General features: G+C 44.0%; 22 protein-coding genes and 1 riboswitch. Of the genes, 2 read left to right on the top strand and 20 right to left on the bottom strand.

The features are described 5' to 3' along the window. Window positions 1-17: 17 nt before the first annotated feature. The 3 genes from BW980_RS16690 to rsgA all read right to left on the bottom strand — a co-directional run bounded on the left by BW980_RS16690 (window position 18) and on the right by rsgA (window position 3,457). The gene (locus tag BW980_RS16690) at window positions 18-1,928 is read right to left on the bottom strand and encodes a DUF3857 domain-containing protein (protein WP_076456341.1); all 1,911 of its coding nucleotides are present in this window, start codon (window positions 1,926-1,928) and stop codon (window positions 18-20) included. A gap of 79 nt (window positions 1,929-2,007) precedes the next feature. After that, a complete protein-coding gene (gene dtd, locus BW980_RS16685; protein WP_076456340.1) occupies window positions 2,008-2,460 on the bottom strand; it encodes a D-aminoacyl-tRNA deacylase in 453 nt (150 codons plus the stop codon). A gap of 43 nt (window positions 2,461-2,503) precedes the next feature. Further along, entirely contained in the window at window positions 2,504-3,457 is a 954-nt protein-coding gene (gene rsgA, locus BW980_RS16680) for a ribosome small subunit-dependent GTPase A (RefSeq protein ID WP_076456480.1), read from the bottom strand. Window positions 3,458-3,634: 177 nt separating this feature from the next. Here rsgA and BW980_RS16675 point away from each other — a divergent pair, with 177 nt between their 5' ends. Beyond that, complete coding sequence (locus tag BW980_RS16675; protein WP_076456339.1) at window positions 3,635-4,078, top strand: hypothetical protein; 444 nt, start codon at window positions 3,635-3,637, stop codon at window positions 4,076-4,078. 61 nt (window positions 4,079-4,139) lie between these two features. Here BW980_RS16675 and BW980_RS16670 read toward each other — a convergent pair whose 3' ends face one another. Genes BW980_RS16670 through BW980_RS16655 form a run of 4 tightly spaced genes read right to left on the bottom strand, consistent with a single transcriptional unit; the run spans window position 4,140 to window position 8,075 of the window. After that, complete coding sequence (locus tag BW980_RS16670) at window positions 4,140-5,222, bottom strand: bifunctional 3-deoxy-7-phosphoheptulonate synthase/chorismate mutase type II (RefSeq protein ID WP_013992203.1); 1,083 nt, start codon at window positions 5,220-5,222, stop codon at window positions 4,140-4,142. Next, entirely contained in the window at window positions 5,222-6,082 is an 861-nt protein-coding gene (locus BW980_RS16665) for a prephenate dehydrogenase (RefSeq protein WP_076456338.1), read from the bottom strand. The genes BW980_RS16670 and BW980_RS16665 overlap by 1 nt, the downstream gene beginning before the upstream one ends. Before the next feature lie 23 nt (window positions 6,083-6,105). Further along, window positions 6,106-7,251 carry a pyridoxal phosphate-dependent aminotransferase gene (locus tag BW980_RS16660; protein ID WP_076456337.1) on the bottom strand — a complete coding sequence of 382 codons (1,146 nt, stop codon included), beginning with the start codon at window positions 7,249-7,251 and terminating at the stop codon, window positions 6,106-6,108. Further along, window positions 7,248-8,075, bottom strand: a complete 828-nt coding sequence (locus tag BW980_RS16655; protein WP_076456336.1) for a prephenate dehydratase — start codon at window positions 8,073-8,075, stop codon at window positions 7,248-7,250. The genes BW980_RS16660 and BW980_RS16655 overlap by 4 nt, the downstream gene beginning before the upstream one ends. Window positions 8,076-8,514: 439 nt before the next feature. On the opposite strand from BW980_RS16655, the gene gldA reads away from it, so the two are divergent. Beyond that, on the top strand, window positions 8,515-9,411 hold the full coding sequence (gldA, locus tag BW980_RS16650) for a gliding motility-associated ABC transporter ATP-binding subunit GldA (RefSeq protein WP_076456335.1): 897 nt from the start codon (window positions 8,515-8,517) through the stop codon (window positions 9,409-9,411). A 53-nt stretch (window positions 9,412-9,464) separates the two neighbouring features. On the opposite strand, the gene BW980_RS16645 is transcribed toward gldA, so the two are convergent. The 13 genes from BW980_RS16645 to BW980_RS16585 form a co-directional block, all read right to left on the bottom strand. Beyond that, entirely contained in the window at window positions 9,465-9,932 is a 468-nt protein-coding gene (locus BW980_RS16645; protein ID WP_139327719.1) for a hypothetical protein, read from the bottom strand. 101 nt (window positions 9,933-10,033) lie between these two features. After that, a complete protein-coding gene (locus BW980_RS16640; RefSeq protein WP_076456333.1) occupies window positions 10,034-11,122 on the bottom strand; it encodes a serine hydrolase domain-containing protein in 1,089 nt (362 codons plus the stop codon). Between the two features lie 86 nt (window positions 11,123-11,208). Next, window positions 11,209-12,027 carry a head GIN domain-containing protein gene (locus BW980_RS16635; protein WP_245800090.1) on the bottom strand — a complete coding sequence of 273 codons (819 nt, stop codon included), beginning with the start codon at window positions 12,025-12,027 and terminating at the stop codon, window positions 11,209-11,211. A gap of 17 nt (window positions 12,028-12,044) precedes the next feature. Beyond that, window positions 12,045-13,139, bottom strand: a complete 1,095-nt coding sequence (locus BW980_RS16630; protein ID WP_076456331.1) for an acyloxyacyl hydrolase — start codon at window positions 13,137-13,139, stop codon at window positions 12,045-12,047. Between the two features lie 72 nt (window positions 13,140-13,211). Next, on the bottom strand, window positions 13,212-14,165 hold the full coding sequence (metF, locus tag BW980_RS16625) for a methylenetetrahydrofolate reductase [NAD(P)H] (RefSeq protein WP_076456330.1): 954 nt from the start codon (window positions 14,163-14,165) through the stop codon (window positions 13,212-13,214). 194 nt (window positions 14,166-14,359) lie between these two features. Then, complete coding sequence (gene metH / locus BW980_RS16620; protein ID WP_076456329.1) at window positions 14,360-17,098, bottom strand: methionine synthase; 2,739 nt, start codon at window positions 17,096-17,098, stop codon at window positions 14,360-14,362. 44 nt (window positions 17,099-17,142) lie between these two features. Next, entirely contained in the window at window positions 17,143-18,144 is a 1,002-nt protein-coding gene (locus BW980_RS16615; RefSeq protein ID WP_076456328.1) for a homocysteine S-methyltransferase family protein, read from the bottom strand. Between the two features lie 107 nt (window positions 18,145-18,251). Continuing rightward, window positions 18,252-18,358: riboswitch (SAM riboswitch) on the bottom strand. 153 nt (window positions 18,359-18,511) lie between these two features. Beyond that, a complete protein-coding gene (locus BW980_RS16610) occupies window positions 18,512-19,573 on the bottom strand; it encodes an NAD(P)/FAD-dependent oxidoreductase (RefSeq protein ID WP_076456327.1) in 1,062 nt (353 codons plus the stop codon). 2 nt (window positions 19,574-19,575) lie between these two features. Continuing rightward, on the bottom strand, window positions 19,576-20,373 hold the full coding sequence (gene cobA, locus BW980_RS16605; RefSeq protein WP_076456326.1) for a uroporphyrinogen-III C-methyltransferase: 798 nt from the start codon (window positions 20,371-20,373) through the stop codon (window positions 19,576-19,578). A gap of 2 nt (window positions 20,374-20,375) precedes the next feature. Further along, complete coding sequence (locus tag BW980_RS16600; RefSeq protein WP_076456325.1) at window positions 20,376-22,466, bottom strand: HEPN domain-containing protein; 2,091 nt, start codon at window positions 22,464-22,466, stop codon at window positions 20,376-20,378. A gap of 122 nt (window positions 22,467-22,588) precedes the next feature. Continuing rightward, window positions 22,589-23,839, bottom strand: a complete 1,251-nt coding sequence (locus BW980_RS16595; RefSeq protein WP_076456324.1) for a sulfate adenylyltransferase subunit 1 — start codon at window positions 23,837-23,839, stop codon at window positions 22,589-22,591. Window positions 23,840-23,896: 57 nt separating this feature from the next. Then, on the bottom strand, window positions 23,897-24,811 hold the full coding sequence (gene cysD / locus BW980_RS16590) for a sulfate adenylyltransferase subunit CysD (RefSeq protein ID WP_316932907.1): 915 nt from the start codon (window positions 24,809-24,811) through the stop codon (window positions 23,897-23,899). A 53-nt stretch (window positions 24,812-24,864) separates the two neighbouring features. Beyond that, complete coding sequence (locus tag BW980_RS16585; protein WP_076456323.1) at window positions 24,865-25,488, bottom strand: phosphoadenosine phosphosulfate reductase domain-containing protein; 624 nt, start codon at window positions 25,486-25,488, stop codon at window positions 24,865-24,867. Between the last annotated feature and the right edge of the window lie 7 nt (window positions 25,489-25,495).

Below are 25,495 nucleotides of genomic sequence, written 5' to 3'. Positions count from 1 at the left end.
TATGTAAAAGTGGTTTGCTATTCTTTAAGAAGTACGATTGGCGCGTTATCTATACTCGCTACTTCCTTTCTAAAATCACGATAAGCTTTATATTTTTCCTTAGGGTAAAAACCTTTTTTCAAAAAAAAGCGTCGTTCATAATTGACGGTATTACTTTCTTCATTGTATTCAAAATTTACGGTATAGACCCCAAATTCATTTTCAATTTTCTTTGTACTTGGCAGCGTCTCCACCGCATATCCTTCCGGAAGGCTGATTGTTGAATCATCCTCCTCTAAATATCCACGCTGAATTTCAAAAGGCAATTTTCTGTTCCGATAGCGGTCTGGAATAATATTTCTATTATTGAAAGCATTAGCTCTAAAAAAAAATCTATCCCCACTTGTAGAAGCATAATTTGTTGCACTAAAAGATATGTTCTCATTAAAGACCACATCCTTTTTATTGTTTTCAAAATAATAATTGGCAACAGTAAGGTTATTTATGGAACTCCACCTATTTTTAATTTGTCTTATAACTTCCTCTTCGGTTTCTTCCTCTAATCTAAAATGACTATTGTATTTGCTTCCCTTGGTCACAACCTCGGTTTGCCCAGATATACTACCATCGGGTTTTAATTCATATGTCGCTATAGTAGATTGGTAATTATCTTCATTTACATAGGCCGTTGTAGTCACAATTTCACCTCCATCCGGCTTTATGACCATAACTTTTCTATCATCCGTAAAACTACCGATATACCCAAACGGAAGAATTTGAGACGTACAATCCAGCCAATAATACTTGTCGTTATAGGGTATGCATAGAATAACATGGTTCCCCTGTGCCAAATCGGCGAAGTCATCTTCAAAATCAACTTTATCGTTTCCGGCCTCAACCACGGCATAGTAAGCTGTTACCCCTACTGCTTTTAACAATGCCCCTGTATAGTTCGAAAGACCTTTACAATCACCATACTTTACACGGTCTACCTCTATGGCCGCAATAGGCTGCAGTCCACCAATACCTATTTGTACACTAACGTACCTCGTATTTTCCTGAACGTATTTATAAATAATCTTTGCTTTTTCAAGATCATCTTCTACCCCCGCCACTAAAGCTTCGGCTTTTGCGATAGTTTCCGGGCTTAGCTCATCTCTCCCCGATAAAAGTTTATTGCCTACCCAAGAACCAAGTTCGGCCCAATTGTCTACAGAACCATCAAATCCTTTATAATGAAAATTCTTGATTCTAGTCATCAACCTCGGAGTGATTCTTTTGAACGAAGGACTCATACTTTCCCTCTTTACAGCAGGGATATTATTCGCCAAGTAGCTTATTGAGTGGTTTGTTTCATTTTTTTCAAATTTGAAATTCTCCAAATTTTTCTCGTGGATTATCGGCCTTAGACTTGGCTCGGCATAGGTAATGGAATAAAAGCTCTTCTCTACACTTGCAAAGAATCCTCCCAAAAAATACCAAGAAGGGATTGCTCCGGTATCAGATGTTTCATATTCATAGTTAAACTCAACCGTGTAAGGATATTTAATAGGGGTATAATTGTAGTACAGCTTACGGTAATCGTTATAAAGCGAAAAACCATCCACTACGTTTACATCCCTAAAATTCTTCTTTTTAATTTTTTCTATTTGCCTCCCTGCCGCATCATAAACAACAACATTCAGATGCTTTATGTTTTTTGAACTATCATACCCCAAGGCGGTCCTAGCGTGTTGGTCTCCTGCCCGGTTCAGAACGGTAACCACTTGTTTGCTCTTAACCGTCATTTTTTTTGAAGAAAAAATGTGAATATCCGTCCTATCCAAGCGTACCACTGCATTGGCCATATGGGTCAAATCTTCGTTTAGAAAAAGAGCTGGATAGTTTGAGTCTTGGGCACTTAAAAAGATACTTATGAAAAGTAATGGAAATAAAAGCGGTAATCGCATTGCTTAGGTTTGGCATTGAAATTCGACACAAAACATACATTTTTCTTACATAGCGAAGAAAAAAATCGACAAAAAGCGCTTATTCCTTGTTTTTCGTATCTATTGCAATGGTAACCGGACCATCATTGAGCAAGTCGACCTTCATATCGGCGCCAAAAATTCCCGTACCTATTTTTTTGCCCAAATCGACCTCCATTTGCTGTACGAACTTTTCGTATAAGGGGATTGCCACATCGGGTTTGGAAGCTTTGATATAAGATGGCCTATTGCCTTTTTTAGTAGCGGCATGCAAGGTAAACTGGCTGACCACAATGGCATCGCCCCCCACAGCTTTGAGCGACTCGTTCATAACCCCATTGGCATCGTTAAAAATTCTAAGGTTCACGATTTTACGTGACAACCATTCAATATCCTCTTGCCCGTCGGCATCTTCAATGCCCAGTAAGATTAAAAGTCCGTTCCGTATTTCTGATATTATTCGGCCGTCTACCCTTACACTGGCCCTTGACACTCTTTGAATAATGGCTCGCATCGTTCTTAAACTGATTTCTTATTTTCTGATTCTATACCAAGAGCTACTTTTTTACGTCGTGGATATCGACCCTATAATTTTCCTCTTCACCGGTTACCATTTGCACATAGCTCCTATAACGGCTCCATGCGACTTCCTCGTTTTCCAAGGCTTCCTTCACGGCACACTTTGGTTCATCGAGATGTAGGCAATTGTTAAATTTGCAATTCCCCTTGAGTTTGAAAAATTCCGGAAAATAATCCCCTATTTCCTCCTTTTCCATATCCACGATACCAAAACCCTTAATACCCGGTGTATCGATAATACGCGCCCCAAAATCCAAGTCGAACATTTCGGCAAATGTAGTGGTATGTTGCCCTTGTAGATGTTGCCCCGAGATTTCCGTAGTTTTCAAATTGAGTTTTGGCTCCAAGGCGTTTACCAAGGTAGACTTTCCTGCACCGGAATGCCCTGCAAACATACTGGTCTTACCGACCATCATTTCCTTTACCTTATCTACATTTTTACCGGACTTAGCCGAAATACCGATACAGGTATATCCCACATTTCTATAAAGCTCGGCCAGATATTTAATTTCCGCCAGTTCTTCAATAGTATAGCTATCCACTTTATTAAAAAGTAGAACGGTAGGAATATCATAGGCTTCGGCAGTAGCTAGAAAACGGTCTATAAAAATCGTATAGGTGGTCGGATTGTTTAAAGTGACCAATAGAAACACCTGATCTAAATTGGCCGCAATAATATGCGTTTGTTTTGAAAGGTTTACCGATTTTCGAATAATGTAGTTCTTACGATCATCAATACCGTAAATGGTGCCTACGGTGTCATCGCCCAATTGTTCAATTTTGAACGCCACCTCATCCCCCACGGCAATGGGGTTCGTACTTTTTATCCCCTGAATCCTAAACTTACCCTTAATACGGCATTCGTAAAATTCGCCATCTTGCGTTTTTACGGTATACCAACTTCCGGTAGATTTATATACAGTTCCTTTCATTATTTTCAATTTCATTACAAAGAAACAACTTTACTTTATACTATCAGCGTAAAACAGACTGTCTTAAAGCTTGTTCCAACAAAAAAAGACTCTAATTTCCCTATATTTTTTTTACTACAAATGCAACCTTTTAGACTTCACTTTTGTCTTTATTAAACCTAATTTAAATTTTAAACGATGAAAAAGATAGCCGTATTAGCCTTTGTTTTAATTGCCACAACCCTCAGTGTAAATGCCCAAGAAATAAAAATAATTACCAGTGTCGAATCTATTGTCCCCAGCGGATTAGGGCGATCAAGAATCATTGATGCCCAAGAGGAAAAGGATTTTGAGGAATATACTTCTGAACAGACCGAGGAAGACAATACCCGGAACAAATCTAAAAGGGGCACGATCAGAGTAAAGAATTTTGAGGAAACCAAACTCCTCAACTTTTACAATATTGCCGGTATCCGCTTTCAAAATATTGCCGCAAACGATGCCGTTATCTCCTCGAAACTTACGAATATGCTTCAAGAGGGATGGGAATTGATCTTTGTAACCAGTGGCGTAGAAGCCGATGCTGGCGACAACGATGCCCAGGGAATTTTTATTACGCGATATGTTTTTAGAAGGGACTAAAAACAAATAAAACGGCTTGTCTTTCGACAAGCCGTTTTTATAATACATCGAATAGTTACCACTATCCGTTTACAATCTTCTCTTGATGATTGATCGACTCTTGGTGAATGGCCTTGAACATTTTAAGGACAAATTCTTCACTCAATCCGCGAGATTCGCCTTCCAATATCATAGCTCCCAAAATCTGGTTCCAACGGTTCGACTGTAGAACGGCTACATTCTTCTGCTTTTTAAGCTCACCAATACTATCCGACACCTTCATACGCTTGCCCATAGTATCGATCAACTGGTTGTCGAGAATATCTATTTGCGCCCTAAGATTGCTCAATTTAGCATTGTATTCGGCTTCGCTGTCGGTCTCTTTCCTAATACGCAAATCTCTCATGATCTGCACCAACTTCTCCGGAGTAACCTGCTGAGCGGCATCACTCCAAGCGTTGTCGGGATCAAAATGGGTCTCGATCATCAATCCGTCAAAGTTCAAATCAAGTGCCGTTTGCGAAACATCAAAGATCATATCACGCTTACCGGTAATATGCGATGGGTCATTGATCAAAGGCAAATCAGGAAACTTGTTCTGGAACTCGATGGCCAATTGCCATTCGGGAATGTTCCTGTACTTCGTTTTCTCATAAGTAGAGAATCCTCTGTGGATGGCCCCTAACTTTCTGATTCCGGCGGTATGCAAACGTTCGATACCTCCCAACCATAAAGCCAAATCAGGGTTTACAGGGTTCTTCACCAATACGATCTTATCAGTACCTTCCAAGGCATCTGCCAATTCTTGCATGATAAACGGGCTCACGGTCGAGCGTGCCCCGATCCACAATAGGTCTACATCGTACTCCAATGCCAATTCAACATGGGCTCGATTGGCGACCTCTGTGGCCGTTTTTAATCCGGTTTCTTCCTTAACCTTTTGTAACCACTTCAAACCAAGTGCGCCAACACCTTCAAAGTTTCCTGGTCGTGTTCTTGGTTTCCAGATACCCGCACGGTAGTAGTTTACGTCGGTATCTTTTAACTCGTGAGCAATACGCAACACTTGTTCTTCGGTTTCAGCACTACATGGCCCTGCTATTACTAGTGGATGGTCTAAACCCATATCATCCAACCATGTTCTCATTTCTTTTGAATTCTCCATTACTTCTTGTTTAGTGGTATTCCGTTTAAAATTTCCTTTATTTTATTAGTATCGTTCATTTCGTTAAAAATTCCCGTGTAATCTCCTTTTTCCAATAGCTGTTTAAACTCTTGGAGGTTCTGTATATATTCGGTCAAAGTTTCGACCACATTGTCTTTGTTCTGTTTAAAAATTGGCGTCCACATGGCCGGCGAACTCTTGGCCAACCTTACCGTACTCTCGAAACCACTGCCCGCCATGTCAAAAATATCACGTTCATTTTTCTCTTTATCGATTACGGTCTTTCCCAACATAAAAGAGCTGATATGTGACAAATGCGACACATAGGCAATGTGCTTGTCATGGGCATCGGGGTTCATGTACCGAATACGCATTCCTATCTGCTGAAAAAGTTCCAAGGCCTTTTCCTGTAGCTTGAAAGCGGTTTTCTCTATCTCACAGATAATATTCGTTTTACCCACGTATAAATTTTCAATGGCCGCCGACGGTCCCGAATGCTCGGTACCCGCAATGGGGTGTGCCGCCAGGTAATTTCTTCGCTTAGGGTGCGAATCTAAGGTTTTACAGATCAAACTTTTTGTAGACCCGCCATCAAAGACCACACAATCATCGTTAACCGCATCCAATATTTTAGGAAGCTCGGTAACCATAACATCTACGGGAATGCTAACAATGACCATATCGGCCACCCCTAGATCATCGTAACTCGACTCAACATCGATAATCCCCAGGTCCAAGGCTTCGCGCAAATGCGAAACATCCGTATCTATACCGTAAATCTTGCACTCTGGGCGCAGGCGTTTGATATCCTTTGCAAAGGAACCTCCTATCAACCCGACACCAACTATAAAAACATTCATTTTATCAACTCTTGTTCGTCATTCTAAAAACGGCTTATCGCCTCTTTGATCTTTTCTTCGGGCACACATAAGGAAAACCGTATATACCCCTCGCCCTTGCTTCCAAAAATGGTTCCTGGGGTAATAAAAAGGTTCTTTTCGTACAGTACCCCATCTATAAACTCTTCGGCAGATTTACTTCCTTCCGGCAACTTTGCCCAAAGGAACATTCCCACCGCATCGGTATCATAGGTACAGTTCAATTTATCGGCCAATTGACACATAAGCGCCTTTCTAGAGCGATATACCTCATTCAGCCTGTCGAACCAATCTTGATCGCTTTTTAAGGCCTCTATGGCTCCTTTCTGAATTCCGTAGAACATCCCCGAATCCATATTACTTTTTACCTTCAGCACGGCATTGATATGTTCGGCCCCGCCCAATACCATTCCTACACGCCAACCGGCCATATTAAAGGTCTTGCTCAAGGAGTTTAGTTCCAAGGCCACCTCTTTTGCCCCATCGACGGCCAAAATACTTACAGGCGCATCGTTAAGCACGAAACTATAGGGGTTGTCGTTCACCAAAAGGATATCGTTCTTTTGGGCAAATTCGACCAATTTTTCAAACTGTGCCTTTGTGGCCGTTGCCCCGGTCGGCATATGGGGGTAACTTGTCCACATGATCTTTACCTTTGACAAATCGTGTTCCTGCAATTCTTCCAAATCGGGAAACCATCCGCTTTCGGCACTTAGGTTATAATATTTTGCCTCCGCCCCTACCAACTTCGTGACCGAGGTATAGGTAGGATAGCCCGGATTGGGTATCAAGGCTACATCGCCCTCGTTCAAAAAGGCCATGCTAATGTGCATAATACCTTCCTTTGAACCCATCAAGGGCAAGATCTCGGTCAATGGATCTACCGTGACGCCGAATTTTTCACTATAAAAATCCGCTACACCCTGACGCAGTTCGGGTAAACCCTGATAACTCTGGTATTGGTGCGCGCCTTCTTCCAAGACCGCATCTTGAATACTTTTTATGATCGCTTCGGAGGGAGCCAGATCGGGACTTCCGATCCCCATATTGATTACGGGCCTTCCTTCGGCGATCAAACCTCTTACCTCTCGCAACTTTTTCGAGAAGTAATATTCTTCAACTGTATGTAAACGATTTGCCGTTCGTATCATATTCTCGCATTTTTATATTCACCCAACACCTTAAAGTCTTCGGACATGATGTTCAACAGTGATTTTGCTTTGTCGAAACAATCATAACCATCAAAAGTCACGTCAACAAAAAAGGCGTATTTCCATGGCGTTTCAATTATGGGCAGCGACTGTATTTTGGTCAAGTTCAAATTGCAATCGCTCATAACATTAAGCACAGCCGCAAGACTTCCGCGTTTATGGTCGGTAACAAAACGTACCGAGGCCTTGTTGATCTCTTCCTTCGGAAGCACTTTATTTTTTGTCTTTACAATAATAAAGCGGGTTGCATTGTTTTGAATGGTCTGTATGTCCCGTGCTACGATGTTCAAATCGTATAAATCGGCGGCAACTTCCGGAGCTATGGCCGCAATATGCCTTAACTGTTGCTCTTGAATCCGTTTTGCCGTTTCGGCCGTATCAACATCTTCCACCATTTTAATGTGTGGGTAATCGCCAAAAAATTCCTTGCACTGCAACAGGGCCATAGGGTGCGACCTCACTTCTTCAATATCGGCTATTTCCTGTCCCTTTAAGGCCATTAAATGGTGATGGATATTAAGGTAATGCTCTCCTATAATATGCAAATCCTTATGGTAAACCAGGGCATAGTTCGGTATGATCGAGCCAGCAATTGAATTCTCAATGGCCATTACCCCCATGTCAGCGGTCTTTTGCAGTAATTGATCTACCAAGAAATCGAACGACATACATTCTACCAAATCTACATTATCATCAAAATACTCTCGGGCTACTTGGTGGTGGTTAGACCCCTTAATGCCCTGAATGGCTATTTTTAGCTTCATAACTGGCTTTCTGCCTTATGGGAAACACTTTTAAACGATAATTCCCAATAGGTATTGAACAAAAAAAGTCCCGTTTTTCACGGGACTTCAATTGGTTTATATCATGCAATATTTTACAACAGTCCCGTACCTCTCTCAAAAAAGAAGTAAAAATAAAAACCGTTGAAAAAGAATCGCTTTGTCATAACACACTTAAACTTTGGCTAAAGTAACAATTAAATTTAAAAATAAACGGGTAGAACACATTTTTTTCCAATTTATATGTATCTCGCACTCAGGCATTGGTCTATTTTTACATTTCATAGTTCACGGGCGCCTTTTTAAAAAATACGATATTACTTAATTGTTTATTTTTGATGGATGAACCGAACGTACCCTAAAAAAGTACATCGTTAAAATCTACATTCAGAACAATCATCTAACTTTCATTTGTCCCTATATGTCTATAAGCGTCTACAAAATCAGCAAAACTTTCGGAAGCCAAAAAGCTTTGAAGAACATCAGCTTTAAACTTCAAAAAGGGGAAATCGTTGGTTTTTTAGGGCCTAACGGCGCCGGAAAGTCAACCATGATGAAGATACTGACCACCTATTATTCGCCCGACAAAGGTGAGGCTTCGGTCAACTCCTTTGACGTTCTGACGGAAAAGAAAAAGGTTCGGGAAAGTATCGGCTACCTACCCGAGCATAACCCCCTGTACCTAGACATGTACGTAAAGGAATACCTTGCCTTTAATGCCGATGTCTACAAAACGGACAAAGCTAGGATACCCGAGGTCATCGATCAAACCGGACTTTCACCCGAAGCCCATAAAAAAATAGGGCAACTCTCTAAGGGCTACCGCCAACGTGTCGGACTTGCCGCCGCCCTATTGCACGATCCCGAAGTACTGATCTTGGACGAACCTACAACCGGACTCGACCCCAACCAACTATTGGAAATCAGAAAACTCATCAAAGAGATCGGAAAGGAAAAGACCATACTGCTCTCGACCCATATCATGAAAGAGGTAGAGGCCGTTTGCGACCGCGTTCTGATCATTAACAAAGGAGTACTTGTAGCCGACAAGAAACTTAGCGAACTGCGCGATGCCGAAGAACAGATCATTGAGGTGGAGTTCGATTACCGGGTAGAAGAGGCTTTCTTGAACAAGTTGCCCAACGTAAGCCATGTAAAAAACACTGGCGGCTTTGTCTATGAAATCACGTTCAGCACCTCCAAAGATATGCGCCCGGCCGTTTTCGATTTTGCCCACGACAACCAACTGAAGACCTTGCAACTGAGCCGCAAGAACAAAAACCTCGAAAGCCTGTTCACCGAACTTACTTCCGACTAAAAAAAATCCGGAAGCCCTATATGGAATTCCGGATATGGTTACAGTAGTCCGAATCAAAACTTCAGGGCCAAGCCTACTCCGTTTTCATTAACGGCGGGCACCATACGGAAGGACGTTCCATTACCCAAACTATCGTTATAATTAAGTATGGCCTCCTTTTTGTTTTTCATGGCGTGGTGAAAGAAAATAGAGCCAATGATCCCGGTTCCTGCAAAAGCGATGGCAGGTGCCGTAACACTTCTGTCATCGTTCTCGTTCACCAAAAACCAAATGGCCGTACCAAAATTGGCGGCCCCGGCAATCATACCTCCCATCATTTGTTTTTTCGATTTTTCCCAGTTCATTTGGGCCACTTGACTTTCCGACATGATCTTATCGATTTCCTTCCACGTCAACTTTTGTCGATCTTGATAAAATTCAGGTCCCCACATGCCCGAAAAAGAAGTTATCTCTTGGGCACTTAAGGTGAATGCAAAGAGCCCGCATCCGAGGGTCAAAATAATTGATTTTAGATTTTTCATAGCTTTTTATCTAAAGCTAAACGATTTCAAGGCAAGAGACAAGCTTATACCCCTTCAAAAAGCTTATGCATTAACTATTTAAGCATTTGGATCAAAACCCGCTACAATAAAGCGGACCGCCCTTCCTTAGACCGTATCAGGCAATCGATGACCACATCCAGTTCCGGTTGTACCTTGGGGTCGGTACAATTGATCAATATGGAAAATACCATTTCCTCTTCGGGGTAGACAAAGAAATTGGAATATCCGCCCACACCATTGCCCACATGGCCATAATAGGGCCTTCCTTGGGCATCTTGGCTTACCTGCCATCCCAAACCGTAATAAATAGAGCTACCATCGACCTTTTGAGCCCTGAGAAACTCGTTTCGAAGGCTAGGAGTCAATACCCGGCCCTCAAGATAGGCCTGCCCGAACTTGGCAATATCGGGCGTTGTAGAAAGAAAACCACCGCCCGCCATTTTATAATGGTTGTTTACGGGAATGGCCTTACGAAAGCCCCTTTTGTTTTTAGAGTAGAAACATGGTTCCACTTGGGTATGCCCTAAGTCGGGCCATGACGTACGGTCCATCCCCAAGGGGGCCAAAACCCTCTCTTGTACATAGGTCTCGAACGGCATCCCACTGACCTCTTGCATGGCCAAGGATATCAACACCCAATCAAAACTATTATAGAGGTAATCGGTTCCGGGCTTAAAGAGCAATTCATCGTCTTTAAAAATTTCTATACCCTCCTTGATGGTATAAGGCTTGTTCAGACCGTACTCAATACCCCTATACCCTCTTATACCGGCGGTATGACTCGCCAATTGACGAATGGTAAAATCGTATTTTTTCTTCGGAAAATAAGGTACATAAGCGTAAAAGGAAGCATCTAAATCGATCAAGTTATCGCCCACCATATAAGCCAAGGCCGTAGCGGCAATAGGCTTTGAAACACTGGCAATGCGAAACACGGAACTTTGGGGATCTACCGGAAGCTTCCTTTCCCTATCGTAAAGGCCGTACCCCTTTTGAAAAAAGGATTCCCCCTGCTTGAGTACCGTAATGGCGAGACCGGGGATCTTCTCTTCCGACACCAGATCTAACAACAGGCGATCGGCCTCCACCAATCCGTTCAACAATGGATCATTGCCCAACACACGCTTCTTAGCGAACAGGTTTTCTATATACTTGAGAATCGGATTCATATCGGGTTTCGGTCGGCACAAAGTTACAGATTGCATTTGTGCCCGTACCGCTCTTATGGGCAGAAGTTGAACCTTAACCCCGGAAACTACTCAAAAATGAGGCGCCCTTTGTATAATTCTTCCACATCTACCGCTGTCGGCCGGTTTGAACTAAAGACATCTCCAACCCCGCGAATCACCCCTTTAATGGACTCTTGCGGATTCACGTACATATCGTTCGACCCCCTATGGTTTAAGGTCACGCTTTGGGCGACCAGGTCCGCGGCCTCTATGCGCGAATCGCCCGCAGCAATGGTCAAACTTAAATTATCGACCGTGCCTTTCAACTTAAAATAAGCGATTCCGTTTACTACCACGTTCAGGTCATTACCGGCCACCTCCAAATCAAACTCACCATCGGTGGTTTGTGCTTCGGGGTCGGCAAAACTTTCCGACAACAGGTTCAATCTCGAATACGCCAAAACGCCATCGCTTGAAATAGGCCAGCCGGTGCTGCTTCGTATCTCGGTAATATCGGGTGCGGTCACGTAAATTTTCGTAACGCCATAATCCCTAAAATAATTACAATCATTCGTATCGCGTAAGATAAGCCGCCCATCTACCACCTCGGCCGTAACCTCGTTCCGCAATACACTTCCCGTTTCAATCTCTACCTTTTGAACAGGACCTTGCTTTACAACCAAGCTTACATTCTCGTAAACCGTAATCTGGGTAAAATTATCAACCACTACCTCTTCACGCACGATATCACCGGTACCCTGAAAACAGTCGGAAGCATTTTCACCATTACAGGAAACAAGCACAACGATACAACAAAGCATCGCAAAAAAACGAGACCGGCGCACCACTCTACCACTACCCAAAGGCACGGTTTCACTATCCCTATCTTTTAACCCTATTGCCATATTCTATACCTCTTTCATTACAATCGTATCCCTACACCGAATTCCACGGCTTCGGCGGCGGCGGCATGCGATTTCAAGCTTACCACCCCAAATACCTTATCGCCAAAATAGCGTTTGAGACTAAGGCGGTTATACACCTTTCCCTCAAAATCAAACGGATAATACACATAATACCCGAGCTGCGTTTCTATGGAAAGCTTATTGATAAAAAGTTCATGTCCCACAAAAACCCCCACCCGCTTAAAATCGGTATCGGGATCTATGTCATTTTCAGGAAATGAAATCGACTGGTACCTTATCAATTCCTTCAAGAAATTGCTAAAAAACACATCCGCTCCCAATTGAACGGCACTTTTCCGTCCTAGGCGTTTATCGGCATAAGCCGAAAAAATATAGAAGGGATACTGGCCGTGGCCAATATTGTCGCTCTCGTTGATACCTCCCCTAAAAACCAGGTTGTATTTGATAGACTCTGTAAGCCTTACCTTTTCCCGTCGAATATATTCCGTGTCCTTACCTTCCAAGGTATATGTTAGCCCCATATTAAAGGCGAAGGTATTGGTAGAGGTATTGGGCGCCTTTACATTGGCATTGGAGAAATGCGTGATAGAAATACCCGCCTTAAAGCCCAAGCCTTTATAAATATTCTCTTTATGGTAATTTATCATGGCATAGTTAGAGCTCAACAATCGAGTACCGTAGGCATTGTTCCTAAAATTGGTCTCCCGATCGTAAGGGTTGGTCATATAGGCCAGTCCCTGGGCCACCCGAAACTGAAGGTTGCGCTTTAAAAAGTAAAAGTTGAAATGGGCATACACAGCATAGGCCTCACCCAAAACCGAACTGTTCGTGTTGTGATAGATAAACGAGCCCCCCAAATCAGGATAGTTGTACCACTCCTCCCATTCCTTTAAACCAAAGGTCTTTCGATTGTACGCCAGAACAACACCCGCAGGGTGATCCGTAATCAAATGCGAAATATCAGGATTGTGCAGTATAATGGAACCGTAAAACTGGTTCGCTTCAAACGTATAAGTATGGGCTCTTTCGGACTCTTGTGAAAAACAATATCCGGCACACATCAGAAAAAATAAAAACACCCTTGGGCTCATGGAGCGCAAAAATAATATTATTCGTTATTTTAAGCCCAAGGTTCGCCTTTATTTTCTTACAAAGCCACTGATTTAAAAAATCTTCTCGGCAATGGCCTTGATGTTATCGGATTTCCCCATTGAGTAATAGTGCAGTACGGGTACTCCGGCCGCCTTCAACTCCTTTGATTGCTGAATGGCCCACTCAATACCCACCTGACGCACCTCTTTGTTCGAGGCACAATCGTCAACGGCATCGATCAGGTCTTGCGGCAAATCTATCCGAAATACCTGGGGCAGCAACTGCAAGTGTCTTTTGACCGCAATAGGCTTGATCCCCGGAATAATCGGAATGTTTATACCCATTTTTTTGGCTTCCTCTACAAACTCAAAATACTTTTTATTATCAAAAAACATCTGGGTCACCACATAATCGGCGCCGGCATCTACCTTTTCCTTCAATCGTTTTAAGTCCGATTTCAAAGAAGGCGCCTCCAAGTGTTTTTCAGGATATCCGGCCACACCGATACAGAAATCGGCACAATTATCGGTCTCTACCGTATCGTGCAAATAATTACCGCAATTCAGCTCATGTACCTGCTTCACCAAATCAACGGCATAGGCATGCCCTCCCTTGGTCGGCTGAAAATATTTTTCGTCTTTCATGGCATCGCCACGAAGGGCCATAATATTGTCAATGCCCAAATAATGGCAATCGACCAACAGATACTCGGTCTCTTCCCTCGTAAATCCACCGCAAAGCACATGGGGTACGGTATCTACGTTGTACTTGTGCTTTATAGATGCACAAATACCAACGGTACCAGGACGCATACGGGTCAGCTTCTTATCCAACAGACCGTCACGATCAATATAGACATACTCCTCCCGCGACGTGGTCACATCAATGAACGGAGGCTTAAAATCCATCAAGGGATCGATATTATCGTAAAGTTGCTGAATCTGATGTCCTTTTACAGGAGGTATAATTTCAAAGGAAAATAAAGTTTTGCCCTTTGCATTCTTTATATGGTCCGTTATTTTCATGTATACTGCCCCTTTGACCGGGAAATTTAATGTTTATGCTCTTCTATGGCGTTCGGGCGGGCTATCCGCTAAATTTTTTAAAGCCTGTCGGACTTTAAAAAGATACCGCTCCTATCCCTAACGCATTATTTCTGTTATTTCAATCGACTACACCGTTAAAAGCATCCGCTATACCTCGGCATAGGTGTTCTATATCAATCGTCCGCTATATTCGGCGCCAACCACTTGGTCGCCTCTTCCAGGGGAATCCCCTTCCGTTCGGCAAAATCGGCCACTTGGTCTTCCTTTATTTTTCCCAACCCGAAATACCGGGCCTCGGCATTCCCAAAATAATAGCCCGAAACCGATGACGCCGGCCACATGGCCAGACTGTCGGTAAGTTTCACACCGATTCGCTCCTCTACCTTGAGCATGTCCCAAAGGGTCAGCTTTTCAAGGTGGTCGGGACAGGCCGGATATCCTGGCGCGGGACGGATCCCCTTATATTTCTCATCGATCAACTCGTCGTTTTTCAAATGCTCATCGGCGGCATAGCCCCAATGCTCCCTTCGCACCTCTAGGTGTAAGTATTCGGCAAAAGCTTCGGCCAAACGGTCGCTCAACGCCTTTACCAAAATGGAGTTGTAATCGTCTAGGTTCTTACGGTAGGCATCCGCCAGTTCATCGGTACCGAAACCTGTAGTCACACAAAAGCACCCTACATAATCTTGCTTGCCCGTTTCTTTTGGCGCCACAAAATCGGCCAGTGCGTAATCTGGCACGCCCTCGCGACGTTTCAATTGCTGCCGCAAGGTTCTAAAGACATATGTTTTATCCTCTTGACCGTCGTTCACCTCTACCTCAATATCGTCGTGGTTCTCCAAGGTATTGGCCGGAAAGAGCCCGAAAATCCCTTTACCCGTCAACTTTTTATCCTTTAAGATAGACTGCAACATTTTTTGTGCATCGGCAAAAAGCTCCGTGGCCTGTTCACCAACGATCTCGTCGGTTAGAATATCAGGGTATTTTCCGTGCAGCTCCCAACTTCTAAAAAAGGGCGTCCAGTCGATAAAAGGCACCAGTTTTTCAAGATCTACGTCTTCGATTACCTGAATACCAAGCTGACGGGGCTTTACGATCGGGCTGTCTTCCCAGTCGATCTTAAATCGGTTTTCCCTAGCGGCAGCAAGGCTTTTGTATTCCTTCTTTTTGGTACGGCTCAAGAACTTTTCCCTGAAAACGTCATAATCTTCCTTGATCGTCTTCTTATATTTCTCCGAAGTATCTTTCTGCAACAGGTCGCCCACTACGGTAACGGCCCTTGACGCATCGTTTACGTGCACCACGGCCTCACTGTATTGCGGGTCTATTTTTACGGCCGTATGCGCCTTACTCGTCGTTGCCCCTCCTATGAGCAAGGGCACTTTAAAGTTCTTGCGTTCCATTTCCTTGGCCAAGTGTACCATCTCGTCAAGCGAAGGCGTAATGAGTCCGCTCAACCCGATAACGTCTACATTGTGGGCTATGGCCTCGGCAATTATCTTTTCGGGCGGAACCATGACCCCCAAATCGACAATCTCGTAATTGTTACAGGCCAAGACTACACTTACAATGTTTTTTCCGATGTCATGCACATCGCCCTTAACGGTGGCCATTAAGATTTTCCCATTGCCCTTATCATCCCCGACTTGCGGATTCTTCAATTTTTCCTCTTCAATATAGGGCAACAAATACGCCACGGCCTTTTTCATGACACGGGCCGACTTCACTACCTGGGGCAGAAACATTTTTCCACTACCGAACAGGTCGCCCACCACGTTCATACCTATCATAAGGTGGCCTTCGATTACCTCAATAGGCTTATCGGCGGCCATACGGGCCTCCTCTACATCTTCTACTATATACTGATCTATTCCCTTGACCAAGGCCCTCGTGATCCTGTCCTGCAAGGGTTCTTCACGCCACGAAAGGTCTATTTTACTTTCCTTGGCCTTACCTACTACCGATTCGGCAAAATCCAACAACCGTTCGGTCGCGTCATCCCTGCGGTTGAGAATAACATCTTCTACATGCTCTAATAAATCTTTAGGAATGTCGTCATAAATCTCCAACATGGTCGGGTTTACGATCCCCATGTTCATACCCGCTTTGATGGCATGGTACAGAAAAACCGAGTGCATGGCCTCACGCACGGGGTTGTTCCCCCTGAACGAAAAGGAAACATTACTCACCCCTCCGCTCACACTGGCATAGGGCAGATTCTCACGAACCCATTTAGTAGCCTTAATAAAATCCAGGGCATTGAGCTTGTGCTCGTCCATACCCGTGGCAACGGGGAAAATATTAAGGTCGAAAATGATATCTTCCGGTGGAAAACCTACTTGGTCCACCAAAATATCATAGGATCTTTTTGAAATTTCTATGCGCCTATCATAATTGTCGGCCTGACCTACCTCGTCAAAGGCCATTACGATAACGGCCGCGCCATATCTTTTAATTAATTTGGCGTGATTGATAAATTCTTCCTCACCTTCCTTTAAACTGATGGAGTTTACCACGCATTTACCTTGAACGACCTGCAAGCCTGCCTCGATAATATCCCATTTAGAGCTATCGATCATTATGGGTACCTTGGCAATATCAGGTTCGGCAATAACCAGGTTCAAGAATTTGACCATGGCCTCTTTTCCATCGATCAGACCGTCATCCATATTAATATCGATAATCTGGGCCCCACCTTCAACCTGATCTCTTGCAACGTCTAAGGCCTCTTCGAACTTACGCTCCTTGATCAGGCGTAAAAAACGTTTAGACCCGGCCACATTGGTACGTTCGCCCACATTTACGAAATTACTTTCGGGGGTGATCACCAAGGGTTCCAAACCCGATAGTTTTAGGTAGCGGGCGGCCGAGGGTCGGGTATCGGTTATCGGTATGTTCGAGTCGTTACTCATAATATCTCCATCATTTTTTTATACTTGATGCATCTGCATTCCCATCAAGATTCCACGGCTATCTTCCGTGGGTCGTATTCTCTCACTAGATCCGCAATGGCCGTAATGTGCTCAGGCGTTGTACCACAGCACCCGCCAACAATATTGACCAGGCCTTTTTCCACATATTCCTTTATCTGCTCGGCCATTTGCTCGGGAGTTTCATCGTATTCCCCAAAGGCATTGGGCAAGCCCGCGTTCGGGTGGGCCGAAACGGCATGCTCCGTTCTGGTCGACAAAACCTCCAAGTGGGGCACCAACTGATTGGCCCCAAGGGCACAGTTGAACCCTACGGAAAAGATCGGAATGTGTGAAATGGAAATCAAAAATGCCTCTGCCGTTTGTCCCGACAAGGTTCTTCCCGAGGCATCGGTAATGGTACCGCTCACCATAATGGGCACTTCTATATTCCGTTCCTCCTTTACCTCTTCTATGGCAAAAAGGGCGGCTTTGGCATTAAGCGTGTCAAAAATGGTCTCGACCAAAAGAATGTCGGCCCCACCATCTAACAAGGCTTCCACCTGTTGTTTATAGGCAATTCGCAACTCATCGAAAGAAACGGCCCTATAGCCTGGATCGTTTACATCGGGAGACATACTGGCCGTTTTGTTCGTCGGCCCTATACTCCCAGCTACAAACCTTGGCTTATTGGGCTCTTTGGCGGTAAACTCATCGGCCACCTCCTTGGCAATGCGTGCGGACTCATAATTGAGTTCGTACACCAAATCTTCCATATGGTAATCGGCCATGGCGATGGTGGTACCCGAAAAGGTATTGGTCTCGACAATATCGGCGCCTGCGGCGAAGTATTTACGATGCACCTCGGCAATGGCTTCGGGTTGGGTCAGCGACAATAGATCATTGTTCCCCTGCAAGGGGTGTTCCCAATCTTTAAAACGCTCACCGCGGAAATCTTCCTCGGTAAACTTATAGCGTTGGAGCATGGTACCCATGGCACCGTCCAATACTAAAATGCGTTCCTTTAATACCTCTTGAATTTTTTTCATTTCCTTACCTCCTCTTATGTCGCACGTTCATGCACAACGGCCCTTCTTAGGCCAATCTACAAACAACTATCAAGCAAAGGAATAAGGACAGACAATCTCGCCTCTCTTTGTTATCTGTCCCACAAATACTAGGATAGAATGTAGCACCTTCTTTATAAGAAAAGGGTTGCCAAGGTTTCACTGGGTCTATTCCCTCCACCTTTCTTGATAACAGTCTTGTTATTTTAATGAACGATTTGCAAAGTAACGCCACATATGGTTCAAAACCAAAGAAACCCTCTGGTTTTTGGCTTCTTGCATTTAATAAAAGCCTTCTGTTCAAATACTACAACAGAAGGCCCTTATCGATATATACACTAATAGCTAATTAAACAATACTTTGAACGACCTCTTTTTTGGCCTCTTTTTTACTTCCGTCAAAACCTTCTACCCCACCTACAGTGGTGTATTTCATAACGTATCTTTTACCTGGGTTTATCAATTGATAGGCGAACTGACACATTACGGCTGCCTCATGGAAGCCCGATAAAATCAATTTCAATTTACCTTCATAGGTATTTACATCGCCGATCGCAAAAACACCAGGTATGTTGGTCTGATAATCTTTGGCGTTGTTTACCTTAATGGCGTTTCGCTCTATTTCAAGCCCCCAATCACCGATCGGACCCAATTTCGGGGAAAGACCGAACAAGGGAATAAAGTTATCAACCTCAACATAGGTTTCCCCTTTTTCGGCATCGTTGTGCTTTATAACCACTGCTTCCAAATGATCATCGCCGTAAAGTTTTTTCACTTCGGCCTCGGTAAACAGTTTTATTTTTCCAGCCTTTGCCAATTCCGCTGCTTTTTCTACGGAATCCAAAGCGCCCCTGAACTCGTTCCTACGGTGTACCAAGGATACTTCAGAAGCCACATCGGCCAAGAAAATCGCCCAGTCCAAAGCAGAATCGCCACCACCGGCTATCACCACTTTTTTATCGCGGTACACTTCGGGATCTTTAACCATGTAGGCCACCCCTTTATCTTCAAAGTCGGCAATATTCTCAATAGGTGGCTTTCTAGGCTCAAAAGACCCCAGTCCACCCGCAATAACCACTACCGGGGCGTGGTGTTTTGTACCTTTATTGGTCGTTACTATAAAAGAGCCGTCTTCTTGCCTGTCTAATGTTTCGGCACGCTCACCCAGGGTAAAACCTGCTTCAAAAGGCTTTATTTGCTCCATAAGGTTGGTCACCAAATCTCCTGCTAGAATTTCCGGAAAGGCGGGAATATCATAAATCGGTTTCTTTGGATAAATTTCCGAACACTGACCACCTGGTTGTGGCAAGGCATCTATCAAATGGCATTTCAACTTCAGCAAACCTGCTTCAAATACCGTAAAAAGACCTGTTGGGCCTGCGCCAATGATGAGAATATCTGTTTTTATCATAACTATTTACTTAACTGTAATTCTTGATTCTGGGCAATGGATAGAATGCTCGCCCTGTGTTTTACTACTTCACCTATTATAATTATTGCCGGATTGGCCAACTCTTGTTTTTCTACTTCCCCTTCTATGGAAGCGATAGTGCCAATGGCAACTTTTTCATCCGTTCTCGTCCCGTTTTGCACAATGGCCACCGGGGTTTCAGATTTACCCTCTGCCTTGAACAGTTCCGCTATTTGCGCCAGTTTCGACATTCCCATCAAAATAACCACCGTAGCATTACTCTTTGCGGCCAAAGCCACATCACTTGACAGCTTGTGTGCCTTGGTTGTTCCGGTAATCACCCAAAAACTTTCGGTAGCCCCCCTTTTGGTCACCGGAATGTTCTGAGAGGCCGGTACCGACAAACAAGACGATATACCCGGCACCATAGCTACTTGCACCCCGTGAGACGCAGCGTACTCCATTTCTTCGGCACCACGGCCGAACACAAAGGGATCCCCGCCTTTCAAACGTACCACATGGGCATTGGCCTTGGCCCGGCTTACGATCAATTCATTGATCTGTTCCTGCTGATAGGCATAACAACCTTTTCGCTTGCCTACAAATATATGTTCGGCCGTGGGCGCATAGTCTAACAATTCAACGGACACCAACGCATCGTACAACACCACATCGGCGTCAGCAAGTGTCTTTATGGCCTTGAGGGTGATGAGTTCTACATCACCGGGACCGGCGCCTACAACCGTAAGTCGACCACCCGAATGGGATAAATTGTTATGTCCTTCGTTGGAGTATTCCATGGTTAAACCTCTGCCAATTCTTGTTTTCTAAATGTTTCCACCGCTTTCAAAAATGCCTTGGCATCTTCCAAATAGCTTTTTGCAAAAGCTTCCGTTGGCTCGTTTTTGTTCAATTGTAGTACGAGTTCTTCAAAACCCCTTCCGAAATCTATCCTGCCCGAGGCTACGAATTTTTGATCAAAATCCTTGATAATGGTAGCATGGGTGTTCACTTTCGCTTTTTCCGAGGTCAATAAGGCCTTGGCCGAATTTACCATGGAAGAATAGGAGTGATAGATACTGGCCGCCCATTTCTTTTCATCGAAAGACTCTTGTGCGTTCTGTATTTTTTCTTCGCTTTCAAAGAGCAAGGTGGCAATAAGGTCTATCACTACACCGGCACATTCACCGACACCGATAGCCTTCTCATAGCGCTCCGTATTTCCCCAGTCGATAAAATCGTCCGGCGTAAGGTTTTCTATATCGGATAAAGGAGTTAGAAAATCGTAGAAATACATTTGCCCCTTTTCTTCGTAATAATCGGCATACGACTTTCCATTGCCGTTTTTATCGTAATCGTCTAAAATCAACCGTAAGGCCTGAGGACCTCTCTTGGAAGGAACCTTCACTACTTTATCGGCAAATCTTCCGTTTCCATCACCATCGGTACCACCGCCCAACAAAACTTGAAGCGCTGGCGCCACCAATTTATCCTTGGTTCTGATACTCATCCCCTGAAAACCGATATTGGCCATGTTGTGTTGACCACAGGCATTCATACACCCACTGATCTTAATGGCCACATCCGGATTGCTGATGTACTGTGGGTACTCCGTTTTTATAATGCGTTCCAATTCTTCGGCAATACCGGTACTACTGGCAATACCCAAATTACAGGTATCGGTACCCGGACAAGCCGTAATATCTACCGCCCTGTTATAACCCGCCTCTACAAAACCAAGTTTTTTCAGTTCCGTATAAAAGAAGGGAATCAGTTCATTGGCCACATAGGGAATCAAAATATTCTGACGAAGGCTCAACCTTAGTTCACCCGCGGCGTATTGATCCACTAAATCGGCCAACAACCTAGCCTTATCCGTATAGAAATCCCCTAGGAGTACTTTAATACCGATAGCGGTATAGCCTTCCTGCTTTTGAGGTATTAGGTTGGTAGATTTCCAGATTTCAAAAGCTTCGGTATCCTCTATTTCTACTTGCGGCGCCTCAACTTTGGCTACCTCAACCTTAGGATATGCCTCGGCATCGATAGGATAGGTTTCGTAAGGAACAGCCTTTTGCTCTTCGGCCAACAAGGCTTTGAATCCGTCAAGCCCCAAGTCTTTCAACAAGAATTTCATTCTTGCCTTGGCCCTACTCTTTCTTTCCCCATAGCGGTCAAAGACACGAACCACACCATCCATCAAAGGAATGATCTTATCTGCGGCAAGAAAATCGAAAAGCAAATCGGCATGACGTGGCTGAGAACCCAAACCACCGCCCAACATCACTTTAAATCCTCTTACCCCATCTTGTATCTTGGCTATAAAACCAAGGTCGTGCATATACGAAAGACCGGTATCGGCATCGCTGGCAGAAAAAGAAACCTTGAACTTACGCCCCATTTCCTGACTGATAGGGTTACGCAAGAAATACTGAAAAAGTGCGTGCGCATAGGGCGAAACATCAAATGGCTCGTCTACGTCTATCCCGGCAGTTTCACTAGCGGTTACGTTACGGACCGTATTACCACAAGCTTCGCGAATGGTAACATCATCTTTTTCGAGTTCCGACCAAAGTTCGGGCGTACGGTCTATATCCACATAGTGGATTTGAATGTCTTGACGTGTAGTAATATGCAATCTACCTCTAGAATATTCATCGGAAACGTCGCTAATGCGCCTAAGTTGCCGTGAGGTAACTTTTCCGTAGGGCAATTTAATACGGATCATCTGCACGCCAGGTTGACGTTGACCGTAAATACCCCTGGCCAAACGCAAACTACGAAACTTTTCCTCGTCTAAATTACCTTCCTTGAACTGGCGTATTTTAGCCTCTAAGGCCAAAATATCCTTCTCAACTACGGGGTTTTCTATTTCTGTTCTGAAACTTTGCATGCTATCTCTATTCTAGTTTCTCACCGTTTTGACGGCAGATTGTTAATTATATATTTTTCCTATAGGTTTTATAGGGATAATTGAAATAAAATCCCGGTCCTTGTTCTTTTTTTACGAACTTCTTAGCTTATAAAACCCGCGCCGACCGTGTTATTGGTCTGTGTATCGATCAAGATAAACGAACCGTTGGTACGGTGATCTTTGAATTTATCGTAGAAAATAGGCTTGTTCAATTTGAAGGTTACCTGGGCGATATCGTTCATACCCAAGCCACCGTCAACATTGGTATCGATTCCCGAATAGTCAGGATTGATTTTGTGATGGATGTTATCGACCTTGGCCAACACCTTGTTCACACCGTGTTGCACCACATATTTTTTACCGGCGGTCAGGTTATCGGAATCCATCCAAGAGATGGTAGCCGTAAACTGCTTATCGATCGTAGGCAAATCTTCGGCCCTGACCAACATATCACCTCGACTCAAATTGATCTCATCTTCCAAAGTAATGGTTACCGAAGATCTTCTTGAAGCGGTATGGTACTTTTTATCGTAAAAATAGATATCCTTGATTTTAGATCGCGTTTGCGATGGCAAGGCAACAACCTCGTCACCTACGCTAAGCTCCCCGCCGTAAACCTTACCGGCAAAGCCCCTAAAGTCATGGTGCTCCTCTGTCTTTGGACGGATTACGTACTGCACGGGAAAACGCGGTGTACCCACATTGAAAATATCCTTGCGATCTAGGGCTTCAAAATGCTCTAACAAAGTAGGACCCGTATACCAAGGCGTCTTATCCGTTTTATTCACTACGTTATCACCCTTCAAGGCACTAACGGGAATAAAGGTGATCTTCTGGTCTTGATAATCCCTTTTGGCCATCAATTCCTCGAAATCGGCCTTAATGGCATTATAAGTTTCCTCGGAATAATCTACCAAGTCCATTTTATTAATAGCCACCACCACATCTTTAATGCGCAAGAGGTTATTGATAAAAAAGTGACGGTTGGTTTGTTCGATAACCCCTTTTCTCGCATCGATCAAAATAATCGCGGCTTGAGATGTAGAAGCTCCCGTAACCATGTTACGCGTGTATTCTACATGGCCGGGAGTATCGGCTATAATGTAACTTTTCTTTGCTGTTGAAAAATAGATATGCGCCACATCTATAGTGATACCTTGCTCACGCTCGGCCACAAGACCATCCGTAGCCAATGAGAAATCGAGGTAATCATACCCCTTGCTCTTACTGGTCTTTTCTATGGCTTCCAACTTATCGCTGGTCAATGATTTTGTATCGTACAGAATTCTACCGATCAAGGTACTTTTTCCGTCATCTACACTACCTGCTGTTGCTATCTTTAATACGTCCATCTTCTTTGGCTGTAATTTTTAATCAAAATTTTTAAACTAATTCCCTAAACGAGAATCCTAAAAGTACCCCTGTTGTTTTCTCTTCTCCATTGCCGCTTCAGACCTTTTATCGTCTATACGGGCCCCTCTTTCAGAAATACTGGAATCGCGAATCTCCTCAACGACGGACTCAATATCGGTCGCATTGGAAAAAACGGCCGCGGTACAGCTCATATCCCCTACGGTACGGAAACGTACCATACGCTCTAAAACCTCTTCATCTTCCTCTTGGTACACATAATCGGAATGTGACCAGATCAAGCCGTCTCGCAAAAATACTTTACGCTTGTGCGCAAAGTAAATGGAAGGTATTTCAATTTCTTCCTCTTTGATATAAGACCAAACATCAAGTTCTGTCCAGTTTGAGATTGGAAAAACACGTACGTTTTGTCCCAATTCTATCTGACCGTTCAACATATCAAAAAGCTCAGGGCGCTGGTTACGCTCATCCCACTGGCCAAAATCGTCACGTACCGAAAAGATTCGTTCCTTGGCCCTTGCCTTTTCCTCGTCCCTACGGGCACCACCTATACAGGCGTCGAATTTGAATTCCTCAATAGCATCCAACAAAGTAGTGGTCTGTAATGAGTTTCGACTCGAGTACCGCCCCGACTCTTCCTTAACCTTACCCTGGTCGATAGAATCTTGAACATTTCTAACGATAAGTTCCAGACCCAGCTCTTCGACCAACCTATCCCTAAACTCGATAGTTTCTGGAAAGTTATGTCCGGTATCGATATGCATTAAAGGAAAGGGAATCTTGGCAGGCCAAAATGCCTTTTGCGCCAAACGCACCAATGTAATGGAGTCTTTTCCTCCTGAAAACAAAAGTACGGGTCGCTCAAATTGTGCCGCTACTTCCCTAAGAATATAGATGGCCTCGTTTTCTAAGGCGTTTATGTGTGATGTATCTTGGCTCATAATTTCTTGAATATATTTTTCGCTACTGTGCTTCGATTATTTTTTCGCTTAAAGCGGAATGTCGTTTAGGTATGCAACCCACACTCACGGTTCTCAAGAACCTTGGTCGGATCAAAGTATTTATGTTCGTTAGGCAATTGTCTTTCTTCCAAATAGGCATCGAGTTGGGCATCGCTCCAATAATAGAACGGACTCACCTTAAGTACTCCGTCCTTGCTCAAACTGAGGATATCTAAAGAATCCCTTAACGCGGTCTGCCCTTTTCTTAGGTTGGTAAACCAAACATCGGGTTTATGCGCTGCCATTGCCCTTTTAAAAGGCTCCAATTTCACCTGCTTGGTAAACTCGGCATGCCTTGGGTCATCAATTTGCGGTATGCCCATTACGCTATCGCGGTGCGCACTGGTCTGCTTCGGCACGTATAAGTCGATGTTCAAATTCAAACGCTCGATCAAGTCCTCGGCGTGCCTATAGGTGTTAGGGGTATTGTAACCCGTATCGCACCATATTACAGGTATGTCGCCCTTTACATCTGAAACCGCATGCAAAATAGCCACTTCATAAGGCCTGAAATTCGTAGTGACTACGGCATTCTCGGCATTTTCGATGGCCCAATCTATAATTACGGCCGGATCGGCATCCTTAAACCGCTCATTAAGTTTCTTTATCTGTTCTTCTGAAAAACCCATAACTTAA

The sequence above is a fragment of the Zobellia uliginosa genome (genome assembly GCF_900156625.1).
Taxonomy (GTDB): domain Bacteria; phylum Bacteroidota; class Bacteroidia; order Flavobacteriales; family Flavobacteriaceae; genus Zobellia; species Zobellia uliginosa.
This window is presented reverse-complemented; position numbering and strand designations above follow the sequence as displayed.

What these genes read in the sequence shown, in the direction of transcription:
- BW980_RS16690 (WP_076456341.1), bottom strand. Translation starts at nt 1,928, where the DNA reads ATGCGATTACCGCTTTTATTTCCATTACTTTTCATAAGTATCTTTTTA.
- dtd (WP_076456340.1), bottom strand. Translation starts at nt 2,460, where the DNA reads ATGCGAGCCATTATTCAAAGAGTGTCAAGGGCCAGTGTAAGGGTAGAC.
- rsgA (WP_076456480.1), bottom strand. Translation starts at nt 3,457, where the DNA reads ATGAAAGGAACTGTATATAAATCTACCGGAAGTTGGTATACCGTAAAA.
- BW980_RS16675 (WP_076456339.1), top strand. Translation starts at nt 3,635, where the DNA reads ATGAAAAAGATAGCCGTATTAGCCTTTGTTTTAATTGCCACAACCCTC.
- BW980_RS16670 (WP_013992203.1), bottom strand. Translation starts at nt 5,222, where the DNA reads ATGGAGAATTCAAAAGAAATGAGAACATGGTTGGATGATATGGGTTTA.
- BW980_RS16665 (WP_076456338.1), bottom strand. Translation starts at nt 6,082, where the DNA reads ATGAATGTTTTTATAGTTGGTGTCGGGTTGATAGGAGGTTCCTTTGCA.
- BW980_RS16660 (WP_076456337.1), bottom strand. Translation starts at nt 7,251, where the DNA reads ATGATACGAACGGCAAATCGTTTACATACAGTTGAAGAATATTACTTC.
- BW980_RS16655 (WP_076456336.1), bottom strand. Translation starts at nt 8,075, where the DNA reads ATGAAGCTAAAAATAGCCATTCAGGGCATTAAGGGGTCTAACCACCAC.
- gldA (WP_076456335.1), top strand. Translation starts at nt 8,515, where the DNA reads ATGTCTATAAGCGTCTACAAAATCAGCAAAACTTTCGGAAGCCAAAAA.
- BW980_RS16645 (WP_139327719.1), bottom strand. Translation starts at nt 9,932, where the DNA reads ATGAAAAATCTAAAATCAATTATTTTGACCCTCGGATGCGGGCTCTTT.
- BW980_RS16640 (WP_076456333.1), bottom strand. Translation starts at nt 11,122, where the DNA reads ATGAATCCGATTCTCAAGTATATAGAAAACCTGTTCGCTAAGAAGCGT.
- BW980_RS16635 (WP_245800090.1), bottom strand. Translation starts at nt 12,027, where the DNA reads ATGGCAATAGGGTTAAAAGATAGGGATAGTGAAACCGTGCCTTTGGGT.
- BW980_RS16630 (WP_076456331.1), bottom strand. Translation starts at nt 13,139, where the DNA reads ATGAGCCCAAGGGTGTTTTTATTTTTTCTGATGTGTGCCGGATATTGT.
- metF (WP_076456330.1), bottom strand. Translation starts at nt 14,165, where the DNA reads ATGAAAATAACGGACCATATAAAGAATGCAAAGGGCAAAACTTTATTT.
- metH (WP_076456329.1), bottom strand. Translation starts at nt 17,098, where the DNA reads ATGAGTAACGACTCGAACATACCGATAACCGATACCCGACCCTCGGCC.
- BW980_RS16615 (WP_076456328.1), bottom strand. Translation starts at nt 18,144, where the DNA reads ATGAAAAAAATTCAAGAGGTATTAAAGGAACGCATTTTAGTATTGGAC.
- BW980_RS16610 (WP_076456327.1), bottom strand. Translation starts at nt 19,573, where the DNA reads ATGATAAAAACAGATATTCTCATCATTGGCGCAGGCCCAACAGGTCTT.
- cobA (WP_076456326.1), bottom strand. Translation starts at nt 20,373, where the DNA reads ATGGAATACTCCAACGAAGGACATAACAATTTATCCCATTCGGGTGGT.
- BW980_RS16600 (WP_076456325.1), bottom strand. Translation starts at nt 22,466, where the DNA reads ATGCAAAGTTTCAGAACAGAAATAGAAAACCCCGTAGTTGAGAAGGAT.
- BW980_RS16595 (WP_076456324.1), bottom strand. Translation starts at nt 23,839, where the DNA reads ATGGACGTATTAAAGATAGCAACAGCAGGTAGTGTAGATGACGGAAAA.
- BW980_RS16585 (WP_076456323.1), bottom strand. Translation starts at nt 25,488, where the DNA reads ATGGGTTTTTCAGAAGAACAGATAAAGAAACTTAATGAGCGGTTTAAG.